We start from the raw sequence: 14,657 nt of genomic DNA, 5'->3' as shown, positions 1-14,657 counted from the left end.
CAGCCGGCTCAGCTGCGCCGGCGGCGGGCGACCCACACGGCGGCACCCCCGACGAGGACCACGAGCACGCCGCCCGCGACGAGGGTGCCCGTCCCGGCGCCCCCGGCGGCCTCGGTGCTCGTCGGCTCGGCGGCGAGAGTGGTCGGGGCGGTGGGGGCGCTGCCGGTGGGGGGCACAGCCCCCGCCGAGCCGCTCGGGGAGGCCGAGGTGCTCGCCGACGGCGTCGCCGAGGTGCCGGCGGAGGTCGTGGTCGACGGAGTGGTCCCGGTCGGCGCGGTGGCCCCGGGTGTCGGTCGCGGGGCGGTGCTCGTGCGTTGTGGCGCGGGCGTCGTCGTCGGCTTCGGGGTGGGCCTGGTCGTCGGCTTCGGGGCCGTCGTCGCCGCGGGGGCCGGTGGGGCGGTGCGGGGCTGCTGGCCCGAGCCGAACCGGAAGCCGACGACGCTGCCGGCCGGCGGTGCGTAGGACGCGACGCCGGAGGTGCTGTAGGTCCACGAGCCGCCCCGCGGGGCGTGGAAGAACGCCCAGTACGCGTTGGCCGGGGGCATCCGCACGCACGGGTCGGACGACGGGAAGCCGTTGATGCGGCACACGACGGCGCCCGGGTACTGCTGGGGGCTGACGACGGTCGCGACCGCCTGCAGGGCGGTCATGGCCGAGCCGCCGCTCGGCGCGCACGAGGTGCTGGTCGAGGATCCCGTGTCGATGACGACGGTCACCCCGGAGGTGCCGGAGCAGGCCGAGGCCGAGGCCGGGCCCGCCGCCCCGACGAGCCCGGCACCGGCCAGGCCCGCCGCGGCGACGGGGACGAGCAGTCGGGTGAGCAGGCGACGCATCAGGCGTGCGCCCCCCGTCGGGTTCGCGAGGCCAGCACCGCGACCACACCGAGCACGAGGAGCGCGAGCCCGACGAGCACCGGCCCGAGCGGGTCCGCACCGGTCTGGGCGAGCGCGCCGGCCGGAGCGGCCGCGACCGGGTCGGCGGTGCTGCCCCCGGAGCCCCCGGCCCCCGCGGCGGACGTCGGGTCGGTCGTCGCGGACGGCGACCCCGTCGAGGTGGTGGGCCGCGGCGTCACCGCGCACGCGAGGGCCGGGGCCTCGGCCGTCGCGCCCGCCGAAGTCACCGACCCGAGCGGCACCCCGGCCAGCGCCAGGAGGGCCTGCGAGGTGGAGCGACGGTCCGGGTCGGTCGGCACGGCCGACGTGCCGGCGGCGACCTTGGCGTCGTAGGTGGCCCGGTCGTAGGCGATGCCACCGCGGACGGCGGCGGGCAGCGCGCACCCGTACTGCAGGCCGGTGAGGAAGGTGACCGCGGCCCGCGCCTGCGTGGTGCGGCCACCGGCGAGGAAGGCCTGGCCGGCCAGGCCCGTGCTGTTGGCGTTGGCGGCCGTCTGCGGTCCGCCGCCGCCGACGCCACCGCCCGCGGCCTGACGGGTCGCGAGGTAGTCGAGGCCGGCGTTCGCGGCCGCGCCGTGGCCGCCGACGGCGATGAGCGCCTGGACGGCCATCGCGGTCGCGTCGGGGTCGGCGTTCGCGTCGTCGGTGCAGCCCGCGTCGGCCATGTAGAGCTGGAACCCGCCGCCCGGGCACTGCTGGGCCAGGAGGTAGTCCGTGGCCGTGGCGGACACGGTGCCACCGGCCCGGTGGAGGCCGATGAGGGCGAGGGACTGCCCGAAGGTGTTGGAGGCGTCGCCGTACTTCGTCACGTCGCTGAACCGGCCGGAGGGCTGCTCCAGGCCACCGAGCGTCGCGACGAGGTCGACCCCGCCGAAGGCCGTCGGGTCCACGCCCTGGGCGACGGCCACGTTGAGCAGCTTGGCGACCGACCCCGCGTACACCTCGGTCGGGTCCCCGAAGCCGGTGTAGTCGACGAAGTGCGTCGCGAGGGTCTGGGTGGCGAGGGTGGCCTCGACCTGGCCGGTGCCGGCAGCGGCCAGGGCGAGCACGGCGTCGGCCGTGACGCCGTAGTCGGGGTAGAGCGTGCCGCCGAAGTCCACCGAGAGGACGTGGCCCCCGAGTCGCAGCTGCTGCTCGAGGTAGTGCGCCCCGACGAGCAGCGGGTCGCTCGAGGTGACCGGGCCGGTGACCGCGGCGACGCCGTAGCGGCCCGCGTCACCCCCGGCGACGACGGCCGTCGTCGCGGACGGGGTGGCCGTCGGGGTGCTGCTCGGCGACGGGGTGGGGTCCGCCGTGGGCGTGGCCGTGGGGTCCGCCGTGGGCGTGGCCGTGGGGTCCGCCGTGGGCGTGGCCGTCGGGGTGTCGGTGGGCGTCGGCGTGGCCGCCGGGTCCGTCGGCGTGGCCGACGGGTCCGGCGTCGCCGTGGCGGTCGGGGTGGGAGTCGGCGTCGGTGTCTCGTCGGCCGAGGCGACCGACGGCGCGCCGACGAGGGCTGCCGAGAGCAGCAGGGCCCCGAGCGCGCGGGCGCCGGGGCGGAGCGTGGTGGTGGACATGGAGCCTTCCTGAGCGGTTCAAGACGAACGCCCGAACCGCCGGAGCCCCGGCCCTCGGGCTCCGTCCCGCATTCCTCGACGGGTGTGATGGAGCCGCTCGCGCCCGCTCGGGCATTCCGACTCGCCACCTTCGCAGGTGGCCTACGGCTGCGGGACAGTGCCGGACTTCGACCGGCTTCCCCCAGGCGGGTGCGTGTGGTGCCGCCCTCGCGGGCGACGCCGGTGATGCTACCCCGTGCGGAACTCGGTCGGAACCACGCGTCCGCCGCCGGTAGACTCCCCGGCACAGGCGTTCGAGCCGTCATCAGCGGTGAGCCTCCGGAAGAACGGGACGTGAGTCCTCACTAGAACCGGACGTCGGGGTCACGTCACGACCTGGTGCAAGAGCGGTCGTCCCCCGGGGCGGCAAGCGAGGTGGTACCGCGGAGGTGTCCGGCGCACGGCCGGGCCCGTCGTCCTCGTGACGGACGAGTCGACCACCCGCAGGAGCTGCACCCCGATGACCTACCCCCAGGTGTCCACCACCGGCGACCACACCGGTGAGTCCTTCGGCGTCCCCGCCAGCCCGCGCTTCCCGGAGGTGGAGGAGGCGGTCCTCGCGCACTGGGCCGCCGACGGCACCTTCCAGGCGTCGATCGACCAGCGCGACCCGGGTGAGCGCGGCGAGAACGAGTTCGTCTTCTACGACGGGCCGCCGTTCGCCAACGGCCTGCCGCACTACGGCCACCTGCTGACCGGGTACGTCAAGGACGTCGTGCCGCGCTACCAGACGATGCGCGGGCGCCGGGTCGAGCGCCGCTTCGGCTGGGACACCCACGGGCTGCCGGCCGAGCTGGAGGCGATGCGCCTCAACGGGATCAAGACCACCGACGAGATCCTCGAGCTCGGCATCGAGAAGTTCAACGCCGCCTGCCGCGACTCGGTCATGAAGTACACGGGGGAGTGGCGCGACTACGTCACCCGCCAGGCCCGCTGGGTCGACTTCGACAACGACTACCGGACGATGAACGCCGACTACATGGAGTCGGTCATCTGGGCCTTCAAGTCCCTCTACGACAAGGGCTACGTCTACGAGGGCTTCCGCGTGCTGCCCTACTGCTGGAACGACGAGACCCCGTTGTCCAACCACGAGCTGCGGATGGACGACGAGGTCTACCAGAACCGGCAGGACCCCTCGGTCACGGTCGGCTACCTCCTCGACGACACCGGCACCGACCACGTCCTCGACGGCGCGCACCTGCTCGTCTGGACGACGACCCCGTGGACCCTGCCGAGCAACCTCGCGGCGATGGTCGGCTCCGAGATCGAGTACGTCGTCGTCGAGGCGCCGGTCCCGGGGACCGACCGCACCGCCCGGTACGTCCTCGCCGAGGCGCGGCTCTCCGCCTACGCCCGCGAGCTGGCCTCCGCGGAGGGTGAGTTCGCGGTCGTCGGGCGGTACCGCGGAGCCGACCTGGTCGGGCGCACGTACACGCCGCCGTTCTCGTACTACGCCGGCCACGCGAACGCCTTCCGGGTCGTGGCCGCCGACGACGCGGTGACGACGACCGACGGCACCGGGGTCGTGCACACGGCCGGCGCCTTCGGTGAGGTCGACAAGGAGGTGACCGACCGCGAGGGCATCGAGGCGGTCATGCCGGTCGGCAAGGACGGCCGGTTCACCGAGCCCGTCACCGACTACGAGGGCGTCCAGGTGTTCGACGCCAACGCGCTCGTCATCGACCACCTGCGCGCCGCGACCCGCGGCGAGGGCCCGGTCGGATCGGTGTCGCCGGGCACTGTGCTGCTCCGGCGCGAGTCCTACGACCACAGCTACCCGCACTGCTGGCGGTGCCGCGAGCCCCTCATCTACAAGGGCGTCGAGTCGTGGTTCGTCCAGGTCACCGCGTTCAAGGACCGCATGGTCGAGCTCAACCAGCAGATCAGCTGGGTGCCGGAGCACGTCAAGGACGGCCAGTTCGGCAAGTGGCTCGAGAACGCCCGCGACTGGTCGATCACCCGGAACCGCTTCTGGGGCAGCCCGGTCCCGGTGTGGAAGTCCGACGACCCGGCCTACCCGCGGGTCGACGTCTACGGCTCCTTCGAGGAGCTCGAGCGCGACTTCGGCGACCTGCCGCGCGACCGCGAGGGCAACCCCGACCTGCACCGCCCCTTCGTCGACGAGCTGACCCGGCCGAACCCGGACGACCCGACCGGTCGCTCGACGATGCGCCGTGTCGCGGACGTCCTCGACGTGTGGTTCGACTCCGGCTCGATGTCCTACGCCCAGGTGCACTTCCCCTTCGAGAACGCGGACTGGTTCGCGGGCACCGAGACCGAGGACGCCCACTTCCCGGCGGACTTCATCGTCGAGTACATCGGCCAGACCCGCGGCTGGTTCTACACGCTGCACGTCCTCGCGACGGCGATCTTCGACCGGCCGGCGTTCTCGTCGTGCATCAGCCACGGCATCGTCCTCGGCAACGACGGCCAGAAGATGAGCAAGTCGCTGCGCAACTACCCGGACGTCCGCGAGGTCTTCGACCGCGACGGCGCCGACGCGATGCGCTGGTTCCTCATGGCGTCGCCGATCCTGCGGGGCGGCAACCTCGTCGTCACCGAGGAGGGCATCCGCGAGGGCGTGCGCCAGGTCATCCTGCCGCTGTGGAACTGCTGGTACTTCTTCTCGCTGTACGCCAACGCGGCGAACGGCGGGGCGGGGTACGAGGCGCGGTGGTCGACGGCGTCCACCGACCCGCTCGACCGCTACCTCCTCGCGAAGCTGCACGACCTCGTCGGCACGGTGACGGCACAGATGGACGCCTACGACGTGCCGGGCGCCTGCGAGTCGGTGCGCGGCTTCGTCGACGGCATGACCAACTGGTACATCCGCCGTTCACGGGAGCGGTTCTGGGACAACGGTTCCGGGGACTCGTCGGCTGCGGAGGCGGCGTTCGACACGCTGTACACGGCCCTCGAGGTGCTGACCCGCGTCGCCGCCCCGTTGTTGCCGCTGCTCACCGAGGAGGTCTGGCGCGGGCTGACCGGCGGCCGCTCGGTGCACCTCGCCGACTGGCCGTCCGCCGACGAGCTCCCGGCCGACGACGCGCTCGTCGCGGCGATGGACCAGGTGCGCGCGGTCTGCTCGACCGGCTCCTCGCTGCGCAAGGCCGAGGCCCTGCGGGTGCGCCTGCCGCTGCGCGAGCTGACCGTCGTCACCGCCGACCCGGCCGGCTTCGAGCCGTTCAGCGGCATCGTCCGCGACGAGCTCAACGTCAAGACCGTCACCGTCCTCGACGTCGCCGACGCCCACGAGTCCGACTTCGGCATCAGCCAGCGGCTCACCGTCAACGCCCGGGCCGCCGGGCCGCGCCTCGGCCGCGACGTGCAGACCGCCATCCAGGGTTCGAAGTCGGGGGACTGGTCGGTCGCCGAGGACGGCACGGTGACCGCCGGCGGGCTCGCGCTCGTCGAGGGCGAGTACACGCTCGAGACGGTCGCCGCGGGCTCCGACGGGTCCGGTTCGCTCGCCACGGCGATGCTGCCGGGCGGCGGGTTCGTCGTCCTCGACACCGAGGTGACGCCCGAGCTGGCCCGCGAGGGCATCGCCCGCGACCTCGTGCGCGCCGTCCAGCAGGCGCGCAAGGACGCCGACCTCGACGTCTCGGACCGGATCCACCTCGAGGTCTCCGGCGACCCCGAGGTCGAGGCGGCCGTCGAGGCGCACGGCGACCTGCTGGCGGGGGAGACCCTCGCCGAGCGGGTCGAACCCCTCATGGCGCCCGACGGCGAGCGGGTCGCGGTCGTCACGGTCGGTGACGGCCACAAGGCCCACGTGCGGGTGACTCGCCGCTGACCGGAGTCGTGTGCCCGGGTGGTCGCCCCGACGGCCACCCGAGCACACGACCCGGGCCATGCGGGAGGATGGGACGGTGAGCCCTGCACCCGACGCCGCCCAGCGCGAGGCCGCGCACGCCCTCGAGGTCCGCAAGCGGATGCGCGAGGTGGAGGAGGCCATCCTCTCCCGCGCACCGGAGCACGACCTCCAGCCCTCGCTCGACCGGATCGCCGCCGTCATGGAGCTCCTCGGCGACCCCCAGCGCACCTTCCCGGTCATCCACGTCACCGGCACCAACGGCAAGACGAGCACGGCCCGGATCATCGAGTCGGTGCTGCGCGAGATGGGCCTGAAGACCGGCCGGTTCACCAGCCCGCACCTGCACTCGATGCTCGAGCGGATCGCGGTCGGCGGCCGCCCGGTCGACGCCGAGCGCTTCCTCGCCGCCTGGGACGACGTCAGCCCGATCATCGAGATCGTCGACGCCCGCTCGCTCGAGTCCGGGGGGCCCCGGATGACCTACTTCGAGGTCCTCGTCGCCGTCGCGTACGCCGCCTTCGCCGACCTCCCGGTCGACGTCGCGGTCGTCGAGGTCGGGATGGGCGGCACCTGGGACGCCACGAACGTCGTCGACGCGCCGGTCTCGGTCGTCACGCCGATCGACGTCGACCACCGGCACTTCCTCGGCGACACCCCGGAGGCCATCGCGCACGAGAAGGCGGGCATCATCAAGCCCGACGCCATCGCGGTGTCCGGGGTGCAGGAGCACCGCGAGGCCGCCGAGGTGCTCATCGACCGCGCGGCCGAGGTCGGCGCTCGGATCGTCTTCGAGGGCAACGACTTCGGTGTCACCGAGCGCGACGTCGCGGTCGGTGGCCAGCAGCTCTCGCTGCGCGGCCTGGCCGGCGACTACCCCGACCTCTACCTCCCCCTGCACGGCGGGCACCAGGCCCAGAACGCGGCCGTGGCCGTCGCCGCCGTCGAGGCGTTCGTCGGCGGGGGCGAGCAGGCCCTCGACCTCGACGTGCTGCGGGCGGGGCTCGCGGCGGTCGAGTCGCCCGGACGGCTCGAGATCGTGCGGCGCAGTCCGACGGTGCTCGTCGACGCCGCGCACAACCCGGCCGGGGCCCGCGCGCTGCGCCAGGCGCTCGAGGACGCCTTCACCTTCGTCAAGCTCGTCGGCGTCGTCGCGGTCATGGCCGACAAGGACGCCGCCGAGATGCTCGAGGTGCTCGAGCCGGCCCTCGACGAGGTCGTCGTCACCCGCAACACCTCGCCCCGCTCGATGCGGCCCCGCGAGCTCGGTGAGCTGGCGGCGGAGATCTTCGGCGAGCACCGGGTCACCGTCGTCGACGACCTCCCCGACGCCCTCGACCGCGCGGCCGGCCTCGCCGACGAGGGCGGCGTGGCCGGCGGAGTGCTCGCGACCGGTTCGGTGGTCACCGCCGCCGAGGTGCGGATGCTGCTCGGCACGACCGACGTCTGAGCCCGTGGCCGCGCCAGGGCCTCAGAGCCAGCCGGCCTCGCGGGCGATCCGCACGGCGTCGGCCCGGTTGCGCGCGGTCGTCTTGCCGATGACCGAGCTGAGGTGGTTGCGGACCGTCCCCTCGGACAGGTGGAGGGTCCGGGCGAGCTGGGCGATCGTCGCGCCACTCGCCGCCGCCCGGAGCACCTCGGTCTCGCGCGGTGTGAGCGGGGAGTCACCGAGCGCCAGGGAGTCGGCCGCGAGCGCCGGGTCGACGACGCGCAGGCCGGCGTGCACGCGGCGCACGGCATCGGCGAGGGCGTGCGCCGGGGTGTCCTTGACGACGAACCCGGACGCCCCGGCCTGCATCGCCCGGCGGAGGTAGCCGGGTCGGCCGAAGGTCGTGACGACGAGGACGCGCACGTCCGGGTGCCGTTCGCGCAGACGGGTGGTGGCGTCGATGCCGTCGCCCCCCGGCATCTCGACGTCCATGAGCACGACGTCCGGCAGCGTCGCGCCGACGACGCGCACGACCTCCTCGCCGTCCTCGGCCTGGCCGACCACCTCGAGGTCGGGCTCGAGGTCGAGCAGTGCCGCCAGCGCCCCGCGGACGAGGGCCTGGTCGTCGGCGAGGACGAGGCGGATGGGGGTCACGGCTCGCCCCCGGGGACGGTGGCGGACACGATGATCTCGAACCCGCGGGGGTCGAGACGTCGGGCGGTGAGGGTGGCGCCGGCGGAGCGGGCCCGCTCGGCGAGGCCGCGCAGCCCGTGGCCGGCGGCCCGCGCGGCCGGCCCCGGAGCGAGGACGCGACCGTCGTCGGCGAGCCGCAGGCCCGCGCCGTCGATGGTCACCGTGCACGTGCTCGCGCCGCTGTGCCGGATGACGTTGGTGACGCCCTCGCGGACGGTCCACGCGTAGAGCTCGCGCAGGTCGGGGGCGATGCCGTCGACGCGGCGGGGCAGGTCGGCCTCGATGCCCGCCGAGGCCAGCGCCGCGCGGGCCCGCGCGATCTCGCCGGCGAGGGAGATCTCGCGGAAGCCCTCGACCGCGCCGCGCACGTCGGCCAGCGCCTCCCGGGCGAGCGACTCGACCTCCTCGACCTCGGCCCGGGCCCGCGCGGGGTCGAGCTCGACGAGCCGCGCCGCCAGCTCGGCCTTGACCCGGATGACGGTGAGCGAGTGGCCGAGGATGTCGTGCAGGTCGCGGGCGACCCGGTTGCGCTCGTCCTCCACGGCCAGCCGGGCGTTCTCGCGCTGCGCCTCGGCGAGGTCGCGCGAGCGCCGGATGGCGACCGTCGCGCTCGTCACGGCGATCACCGCGAAGGCCATCGCGATGGTCAGGCTGTTGTCGCGGTCCCAGGACTCGAGGCGGTACGCGAGCAGCTCGTAGAGCCCGGCGAGGGCGAGGACGACGAGGTAGGCCCACCAGCCGCCGAGCGTCCACACGCCGGAGACCGCGAGGAAGACCCACGTCGCCGTCGCCGACTGCCCGACGAGCACGGTGGCGACGGCGGCCGTCACGACGAGCGTGGCGTAGCGGACGAGGCCGGGCCAGCGCGGTGCGGGCGGCGGCGTGAGGCCGGTGCGGGTGATCGCCGGCATCGTCGAGGTGAGGAAGTGCCAGAGGTAGACCAGCAGGAACGTCACCAGCGCGAGCAGGCCGACGTCGCCCGCGACCGAGCCCCGCATCCGCCAGGCCGCGACGAAAGGGTCGGCGAGGTAGACGAGCCAGATGAGGGCGATGACCCGGCCCGCGGCGGAGCCGGCACGCGGGTCCGGCGGGACGAGCTGGTCCTCGTCCCGCCGGCTGCCCCACGGCCACCCCGTCACGCTCACAGCGTGTCAGACCCGATCGGTGTCGCGGCGGAAGCGCCACACGGCGCCCGCGACGAAGACCAGCCCCCAGACGACGAGGTTGAGCACCCAGGCCATCCGGAACGGGTCGTGCGCCCCGGTCGTCGTCAGGGTGAGCGGCCAGTGAGCGAGCTGGCTCAGCCCGTAGATCGGGGTGTACTGCGCGATCTGGCCGTAGAGGGAGTCGGTGGGCAGCGGCCCGGAGAACAGGCCGCCGAAGATCGCGAGGATGGCCAGCAGCGGGCCGAGGAACTGCATGGCGTTCTCGCTCGGCAGCAGGTAGCCCATGAAGAGGCCGAAGGCGGCGAAGACGAGCGACCCGAGGACGATGACGACGCCCATCTGCCACCACGGCGCCATCGCGGTGACGTGCGCGGTGCCGGTGACCGCCCCGACGACGAAGGTGACGACGGTGGCGCAGACCCCGAGGACGACGGCGACGAGCATCTTGACGAGCACGTGCGAGAGCGGCCGTGCAGGGGTGAGGCGCAGCTGGCGGCTCCACCCGGCCGCTCGCTCGATGGACACCGAGGCGCCGGCGGAGGTGGTGGCCATGACGGCGCCGTAGACGGCCATGCTCGCCATGACGTAGGCGCCGACGTTGGCCACGGCCTGCGGCCCGATGACGTCGTCCTGGCCGGTGATCTGGCTGCCGATGAACACGAGCATCACCGCCGGGAAGACGAACGTGAAGATCAGGATGCGCCGGTTGCGCACGAGCCGGCGCAGCTCGATCCGCAGCACCGTCGGGTTGAGGAGGGTGCGGCGCGGGGCGGGTCGGCTCGCGACGTCGGTCAGGGGGGAGGTCATCGGGGCAGTCCTTCGGTGGTCTCGGTGGTCGTCGGGTCGTCGGCGGTCCCGGCGTCGCCCCCGGTCAGCGCGACGAAGGTGTCCTCGAGGCTGCGACCGGCGACCTCGAGGTCACGAGCCGCCGTCTGCGTCAGCAGGTGGCGGGCGAGCGCGTCCGAGTCGGTGCTCACGAGGGTCACCGTCGTGCCGCGCACGTCGGCCTCCACCACGCCGGGCAGCGTGCGGAGCTGCTCGGGGTCGGCGTCGGGGAGGGTGGCCCGCACCACGCGGCCGGTGGTCATCGCGCCGAGCTCGGCCGGCGTGCCGTCGGCGACGACCTTCCCGGCCCGGACGACGACGACCCGGTCGGCCCAGGTCTCCGCCTCCTCGAGGTAGTGCGTCGCGAAGACGACGGTGCGGCCCTGCTCGGCATCGGCGTGGATGGCCTGCCAGAAGGCGCGACGGGCGGCGACGTCCATCCCGGTCGTCGGCTCGTCGAGGATGATGAGCTCGGGGTCGGGCACGAGCGCCATGGCGAAGCGGGTGCGCTGCTGCTCCCCACCGGAGCAGTCCTTGATCCGCCGGTCGGCGATCGCGGTGATGCCGGCCGCCGCGAGCGCCTCGTCGACCGGCCGGGCCGAGGGGAAGAGCGCCGCGGTGTACTCCACCGACTCGCGCACCGTCATGTCCTTGAGCAGCCCGCCGCTCTGGAGGACGGCGGAGACCAGCCCCCGGTCGACCGCCTCCCGCGGGTGCAGGTCGAAGACGGTGACGTCTCCGTCGGTGGGGGTGCTCAGGCCGAGCACCATGTCGATGGTCGTCGTCTTGCCGGCACCGTTCGGCCCGAGGACGGCGACGACCTCGCCCTGCCCGATGGTGAGGTCGATGCCGTCGACGGCCCGCACCTGCCCGAAGTGCTTGGTCACGGAGCGGAGGGTGATCGCGTTCATACCGAGAACCATGTCGTGGACCGCGCGCCGGCGCCCGCGACGGCCATCACGAGTGCGTCGTGACGTCCGGGCGGCGGCCGAGGTGACGGATGTCAGGGTCTCCCCGCGCCTCACCTAGGCTGGGCCCATGGGCCTGCTCAAGCTCCTCGTGCTCGTCGCGGCGGTCGTCGCCGTCTGGTACGTGGTGCGCCAGGTGCGGGCCTCGGGCGCGTCCGGCGAGGTGGCGTTCACCCCGGTCGAGGAGCTCGCCGCCGAGGTGCGCGGGGTCATCGACGCCTCCCTGGCGCAGGGCCGGCTCGTCGGCGCGGTCAAGCACTACCGGGCCGCGACCGGTGCCGGTCTCGCACAGTCGCGGGCGGCGGTCGAGACCTACCGGTGGAAGCAGGGCGGGGCGGCCCGGTGAGGCGGCTGCACCTCTACGGCACGCAGGGCCGGCTGACCTTCCGGCTGCTCGCGGTCGCCCTCCTCGGACAGGCGGTCCTGCTCTCCTTCTTCGCCCTCGTCGCGCGGGGGCTCGCCATCGCCGACGGCCGCGCGTCCGACGGCGACCGGCTGCTCTGGGTGGGCCTCGGGCTCGCGGGGTTCTCGCTGCTGGCGAGCGGCCTGATGCGGCGGCCGTTCGGCGTCACCCTCGGCTGGCTCGTCCAGGCGCTCACGTGGGCCAGCGGGGTCCTCGTGACGGCCATGCTCGGGGTGGCCGTCGTCTTCACCGCGCTGTGGGTGCTGCTCCTCGTCCAGGGGGTCCGGGCGGACGCCCTCGTCGCGCGGCGGGAGGCCGAGGCGGCGTCGGGGGCGGGTGCCGTCGCGGACTAGGCTGGCGGCGTGACCACAGAACGCTCGCTCGTCCTCGTCAAGCCCGACGGCTTCGCCCGCGGCCTCACCGGCGAGGTGCTCCGCCGCATCGAGGCCAAGGGGTACCGGCTCGTGGCCCTCCAGGTGCTCACCCCGGACACCGACATGCTGCACCGGCACTACGCCGAGCACGAGGGCAAGCCGTTCTTCGAGCCGCTCGTCGCGTTCATGTCCTCCGGCCCGGTCACCGCGGTCGTCATCGAGGGGGAGCGCTGCATCGAGGGCTTCCGCTCGCTCGCCGGTGCGACCGACCCGACGAAGGCCGCTCCCGGCTCGATCCGCGGCGACCTCGGGCGCGACTGGGGCCGGCCGGTCCAGGAGAACATCGTCCACGGCTCGGACTCGCCGGAGTCGGCCGCGCGCGAGATCGACATCTGGTTCCCCCAGCTCTGACCCCGCGGGCCTCGCGCGTATCGGGTCACCCGATACGGCTGCGCTCCACCCCGGAACCGTTCCCGGGTGAAGCGCGCCCTCCCCGGGTGAGGGCTGGTCGTGGGCGCCTCGGAGGTCCCACTGGCCTCATGAGCCACACCCGACACGTGGATGCCGTGCCGTCCCGGCGGTCCCCGGCGTTGCGTCCGGACGACGCTGCGGGCCGCGCCTAGCCTGCTCGCCATGAGCGGGTGGTCGGCGGGCTGGGTCCGGGGGCGCGACCTCGCCCTCGACCTCGGCACCGCCAACACCGTCGTCTACGAACGCGGCCGCGGCGTCGTCCTCGACGAGCCGTCCGTCGTCGCCGTGCGCACCGGCACGAGCGAGCTCGTGGCCGCCGGCCGCCGGGCCAAGGAGATGCTCGGCCGCACGCCCGAGACGGTCACCGCGGTGCGCCCGCTGCGCGACGGCGTCATCTCCGACGCCGACGTCACCGAGCGGATGATCCGCTGGTTCGTCGACCGCGTCGCCCCGTCCCGGCTGGTCCGCCCGCGGGTCGTCGTGTGCGTCCCCAGCGACATCACGAGCGTCGAGCGGCGCGCCCTCGAGGACGCCACCCTGCGCTCCGGTGCGCGGCGGGTCTACGTCGTCGAGGAGACGATGGCGGCCGCGATCGGCGCCGGCCTCCCGGTCGAAGGGACCGAGGCCTCGATGGTCGTCGACATCGGTGGCGGCACGACCGACGTCGGCGTGATCAGCCTCGGCGGCATCGTCACCTCGCGCACCGTGCGCATCGGCGGCGACGAGATCGACGAGGCGATCGTCGCCCACGTCAAGGCCGAGTACTCCCTGCTCCTCGGGGAGTCCAGCGCCGAGCAGCTGAAGATCGGTGCGGGGTCGGCGTTCCCGCTCACCGAGGAGCTCTCCGAGCGCGTGCGCGGGCGCGACCTCGTGACCGGCCTGCCGAAGACGGTGACCATCGGCTCGGCCGAGGTGCGCCGGGCCATCGAGACGCCGCTCGCCCAGGTCGTCGACCTCGTCCGCTCGGTCCTCGACGTCTGCCCGCCCGAGCTGGCCGGCGACGTCGTCGACCGCGGCATCGCGCTGACCGGCGGCGGTGCCCTCCTGCGCGGCCTCGACGAGCGCCTCTCCCACGAGCTGGGCGTGCCCGTGCGCGCCGCCGACGACCCGCTGCGGGCGGTGGCCCGCGGCGCCGGCCGGTGCGTCGAGGAGTTCCGCACCCTCGAGCGCGTCCTCGTCGACACGCGGCGCCCGTGACGCCGTGAACGCCTGGACGGTGCCCCGGCGCGCGGCGCTGGCCCTCACCCTGCTCACCGCGCTCGTCCTCGTCCTCGACCTCTCCGGCGCGGTCGACCTCGGCGGGGTGCGCCGGCTCGCCGCGGCCGGACTCGGACCGCTCGAGCGTGTCGCCGGCCCGCGTGAGGACGAGGCGTCGCGGCTGCAGGCCGTGAACCCCCGGCTCGCGGCCCGGCTCGCCGACGCCGACCGCCGGCTCGCCGCGGCCGCCGGGGCCGGTGCCCTGCTCGCCGACCCGGCGGTCGACGGGCTGCCGCTCGTCCTCGCCCGCGTCGTGGCCGTCGGTCCGCCCGGACCTGCGGGACCGGAACGCGTGACCATCGACGTCGGCTCCCGCGACGGCGTCGAGGCCGACGAGGCGGTCGTCGCCGCCGACGGGCTCGTCGGGCGCGTCGTCGAGGTCGGCCCGTGGACCTGCGACGTCCTCCTCCTCGGAGGACCCGACGTCGCCGTCGGGGTCCGCGTCGGCGACCGCGGGGTCCTCGGGCAGGCCTCCGCCACAGCCGTTCCCGGGCAGCCGGCGCCGGCGGCTGGGCAGCTGGCCCTCGCGCTCGTCGCCGGGGGCACGGTGGCGCCCGGCGACGCCGTCACCACCCTCGGCAGCCCCGGCGGCCGACCCTTCGTCCCCGGGCTGCGGGTCGGCACCGTGGCGTCGGTGGGGTCCCCGGTCGGACGGCTCGCGCCCAGCGGCACCGTCGCGCCCGCGGTCGACCCGGCGGGCCTCGACGTCGTCGGGGTGGTCGTCGGCACGCGGCGGAGCACACCGCGGCCGACCGCGACCGGGGGCGGCTGA

At 74.6% G+C, this 14,657-nt stretch carries 13 protein-coding genes and 1 riboswitch; of the genes, 7 read left to right on the top strand and 6 right to left on the bottom strand.

What is annotated here, in order from left to right:
* Positions 1 to 8: 8 nt before the first annotated feature.
* The gene (locus PKA89_RS02175; RefSeq protein WP_324416154.1) at positions 9 to 833 is read right to left on the bottom strand and encodes a hypothetical protein; all 825 of its coding nucleotides are present in this window, start codon (positions 831 to 833) and stop codon (positions 9 to 11) included.
* Positions 833 to 2,446 (bottom strand): hypothetical protein, encoded by a 1,614-nt coding sequence (locus PKA89_RS02170; RefSeq protein ID WP_324416152.1) that lies wholly within the window; start codon positions 2,444 to 2,446, stop codon positions 833 to 835. Before PKA89_RS02170 ends, PKA89_RS02175 begins: the two co-directional genes overlap by 1 nt.
* Positions 2,447 to 2,555: 109 nt before the next feature.
* A riboswitch (cobalamin riboswitch) is annotated at positions 2,556 to 2,628 on the bottom strand.
* A 317-nt stretch (positions 2,629 to 2,945) separates the two neighbouring features.
* Here PKA89_RS02170 and ileS point away from each other — a divergent pair.
* Positions 2,946 to 6,281: an isoleucine--tRNA ligase gene (gene ileS / locus PKA89_RS02165; RefSeq protein WP_324416150.1), complete on the top strand. Its 3,336-nt coding sequence runs from the start codon at positions 2,946 to 2,948 to the stop codon at positions 6,279 to 6,281.
* Positions 6,282 to 6,339: 58 nt separating this feature from the next.
* A complete protein-coding gene (locus tag PKA89_RS02160; RefSeq protein ID WP_324416148.1) occupies positions 6,340 to 7,749 on the top strand; it encodes a folylpolyglutamate synthase/dihydrofolate synthase family protein in 1,410 nt (469 codons plus the stop codon).
* A gap of 21 nt (positions 7,750 to 7,770) precedes the next feature.
* Here the strand turns inward: PKA89_RS02160 and PKA89_RS02155 are convergent, their stop codons facing one another.
* Genes PKA89_RS02155 through PKA89_RS02140 form a run of 4 tightly spaced genes read right to left on the bottom strand, consistent with a single transcriptional unit; the run spans position 7,771 to position 11,323 of the window.
* A complete protein-coding gene (locus tag PKA89_RS02155; protein WP_324416146.1) occupies positions 7,771 to 8,382 on the bottom strand; it encodes a response regulator transcription factor in 612 nt (203 codons plus the stop codon).
* Entirely contained in the window at positions 8,379 to 9,560 is a 1,182-nt protein-coding gene (locus PKA89_RS02150) for a histidine kinase (RefSeq protein ID WP_324416144.1), read from the bottom strand. Before PKA89_RS02150 ends, PKA89_RS02155 begins: the two co-directional genes overlap by 4 nt.
* Before the next feature lie 12 nt (positions 9,561 to 9,572).
* A complete protein-coding gene (locus PKA89_RS02145; RefSeq protein WP_324416142.1) occupies positions 9,573 to 10,394 on the bottom strand; it encodes an ABC transporter permease in 822 nt (273 codons plus the stop codon).
* The gene (locus tag PKA89_RS02140) at positions 10,391 to 11,323 is read right to left on the bottom strand and encodes an ABC transporter ATP-binding protein (protein WP_324416140.1); all 933 of its coding nucleotides are present in this window, start codon (positions 11,321 to 11,323) and stop codon (positions 10,391 to 10,393) included. The genes PKA89_RS02145 and PKA89_RS02140 overlap by 4 nt, the downstream gene beginning before the upstream one ends.
* A 127-nt stretch (positions 11,324 to 11,450) precedes the next feature.
* On the opposite strand from PKA89_RS02140, the gene PKA89_RS02135 reads away from it, so the two are divergent.
* The 5 genes from PKA89_RS02135 (at position 11,451) to mreC (ending at position 14,657) form a co-directional block, all read left to right on the top strand.
* Positions 11,451 to 11,726 carry a hypothetical protein gene (locus PKA89_RS02135; RefSeq protein ID WP_324416138.1) on the top strand — a complete coding sequence of 92 codons (276 nt, stop codon included), beginning with the start codon at positions 11,451 to 11,453 and terminating at the stop codon, positions 11,724 to 11,726.
* Positions 11,723 to 12,136, top strand: a complete 414-nt coding sequence (locus tag PKA89_RS02130) for a DUF4233 domain-containing protein (RefSeq protein ID WP_324416136.1) — start codon at positions 11,723 to 11,725, stop codon at positions 12,134 to 12,136. The genes PKA89_RS02135 and PKA89_RS02130 overlap by 4 nt, the downstream gene beginning before the upstream one ends.
* 9 nt (positions 12,137 to 12,145) lie before the next feature.
* Positions 12,146 to 12,568, top strand: a complete 423-nt coding sequence (ndk, locus tag PKA89_RS02125) for a nucleoside-diphosphate kinase (protein ID WP_324416134.1) — start codon at positions 12,146 to 12,148, stop codon at positions 12,566 to 12,568.
* A gap of 222 nt (positions 12,569 to 12,790) precedes the next feature.
* Positions 12,791 to 13,825, top strand: a complete 1,035-nt coding sequence (locus PKA89_RS02120; RefSeq protein WP_324416132.1) for a rod shape-determining protein — start codon at positions 12,791 to 12,793, stop codon at positions 13,823 to 13,825.
* A 4-nt stretch (positions 13,826 to 13,829) separates the two neighbouring features.
* Complete coding sequence (gene mreC / locus PKA89_RS02115) at positions 13,830 to 14,657, top strand: rod shape-determining protein MreC (RefSeq protein ID WP_324416130.1); 828 nt, start codon at positions 13,830 to 13,832, stop codon at positions 14,655 to 14,657.

It is taken from the genome of Phycicoccus sp. (assembly GCF_035325325.1).
Classification (GTDB): Bacteria; Actinomycetota; Actinomycetes; order Actinomycetales; family Dermatophilaceae; genus Phycicoccus.
Note: the sequence above shows the minus strand (reverse complement) of the source record. Positions and strands in the feature narration are given on the sequence as shown.

Excerpts from the sequence above, each read along its gene's own strand:
- PKA89_RS02175 (WP_324416154.1), bottom strand. The coding sequence starts at position 833 with ATGCGTCGCCTGCTCACCCGACTGCTCGTCCCCGTCGCCGCGGCGGGC.
- PKA89_RS02170 (WP_324416152.1), bottom strand. The coding sequence starts at position 2,446 with ATGTCCACCACCACGCTCCGCCCCGGCGCCCGCGCGCTCGGGGCCCTG.
- ileS (WP_324416150.1), top strand. The coding sequence starts at position 2,946 with ATGACCTACCCCCAGGTGTCCACCACCGGCGACCACACCGGTGAGTCC.
- PKA89_RS02160 (WP_324416148.1), top strand. The coding sequence starts at position 6,340 with ATGCGGGAGGATGGGACGGTGAGCCCTGCACCCGACGCCGCCCAGCGC.
- PKA89_RS02145 (WP_324416142.1), bottom strand. The coding sequence starts at position 10,394 with ATGACCTCCCCCCTGACCGACGTCGCGAGCCGACCCGCCCCGCGCCGC.
- PKA89_RS02140 (WP_324416140.1), bottom strand. The coding sequence starts at position 11,323 with ATGAACGCGATCACCCTCCGCTCCGTGACCAAGCACTTCGGGCAGGTG.
- PKA89_RS02135 (WP_324416138.1), top strand. The coding sequence starts at position 11,451 with ATGGGCCTGCTCAAGCTCCTCGTGCTCGTCGCGGCGGTCGTCGCCGTC.
- PKA89_RS02120 (WP_324416132.1), top strand. The coding sequence starts at position 12,791 with ATGAGCGGGTGGTCGGCGGGCTGGGTCCGGGGGCGCGACCTCGCCCTC.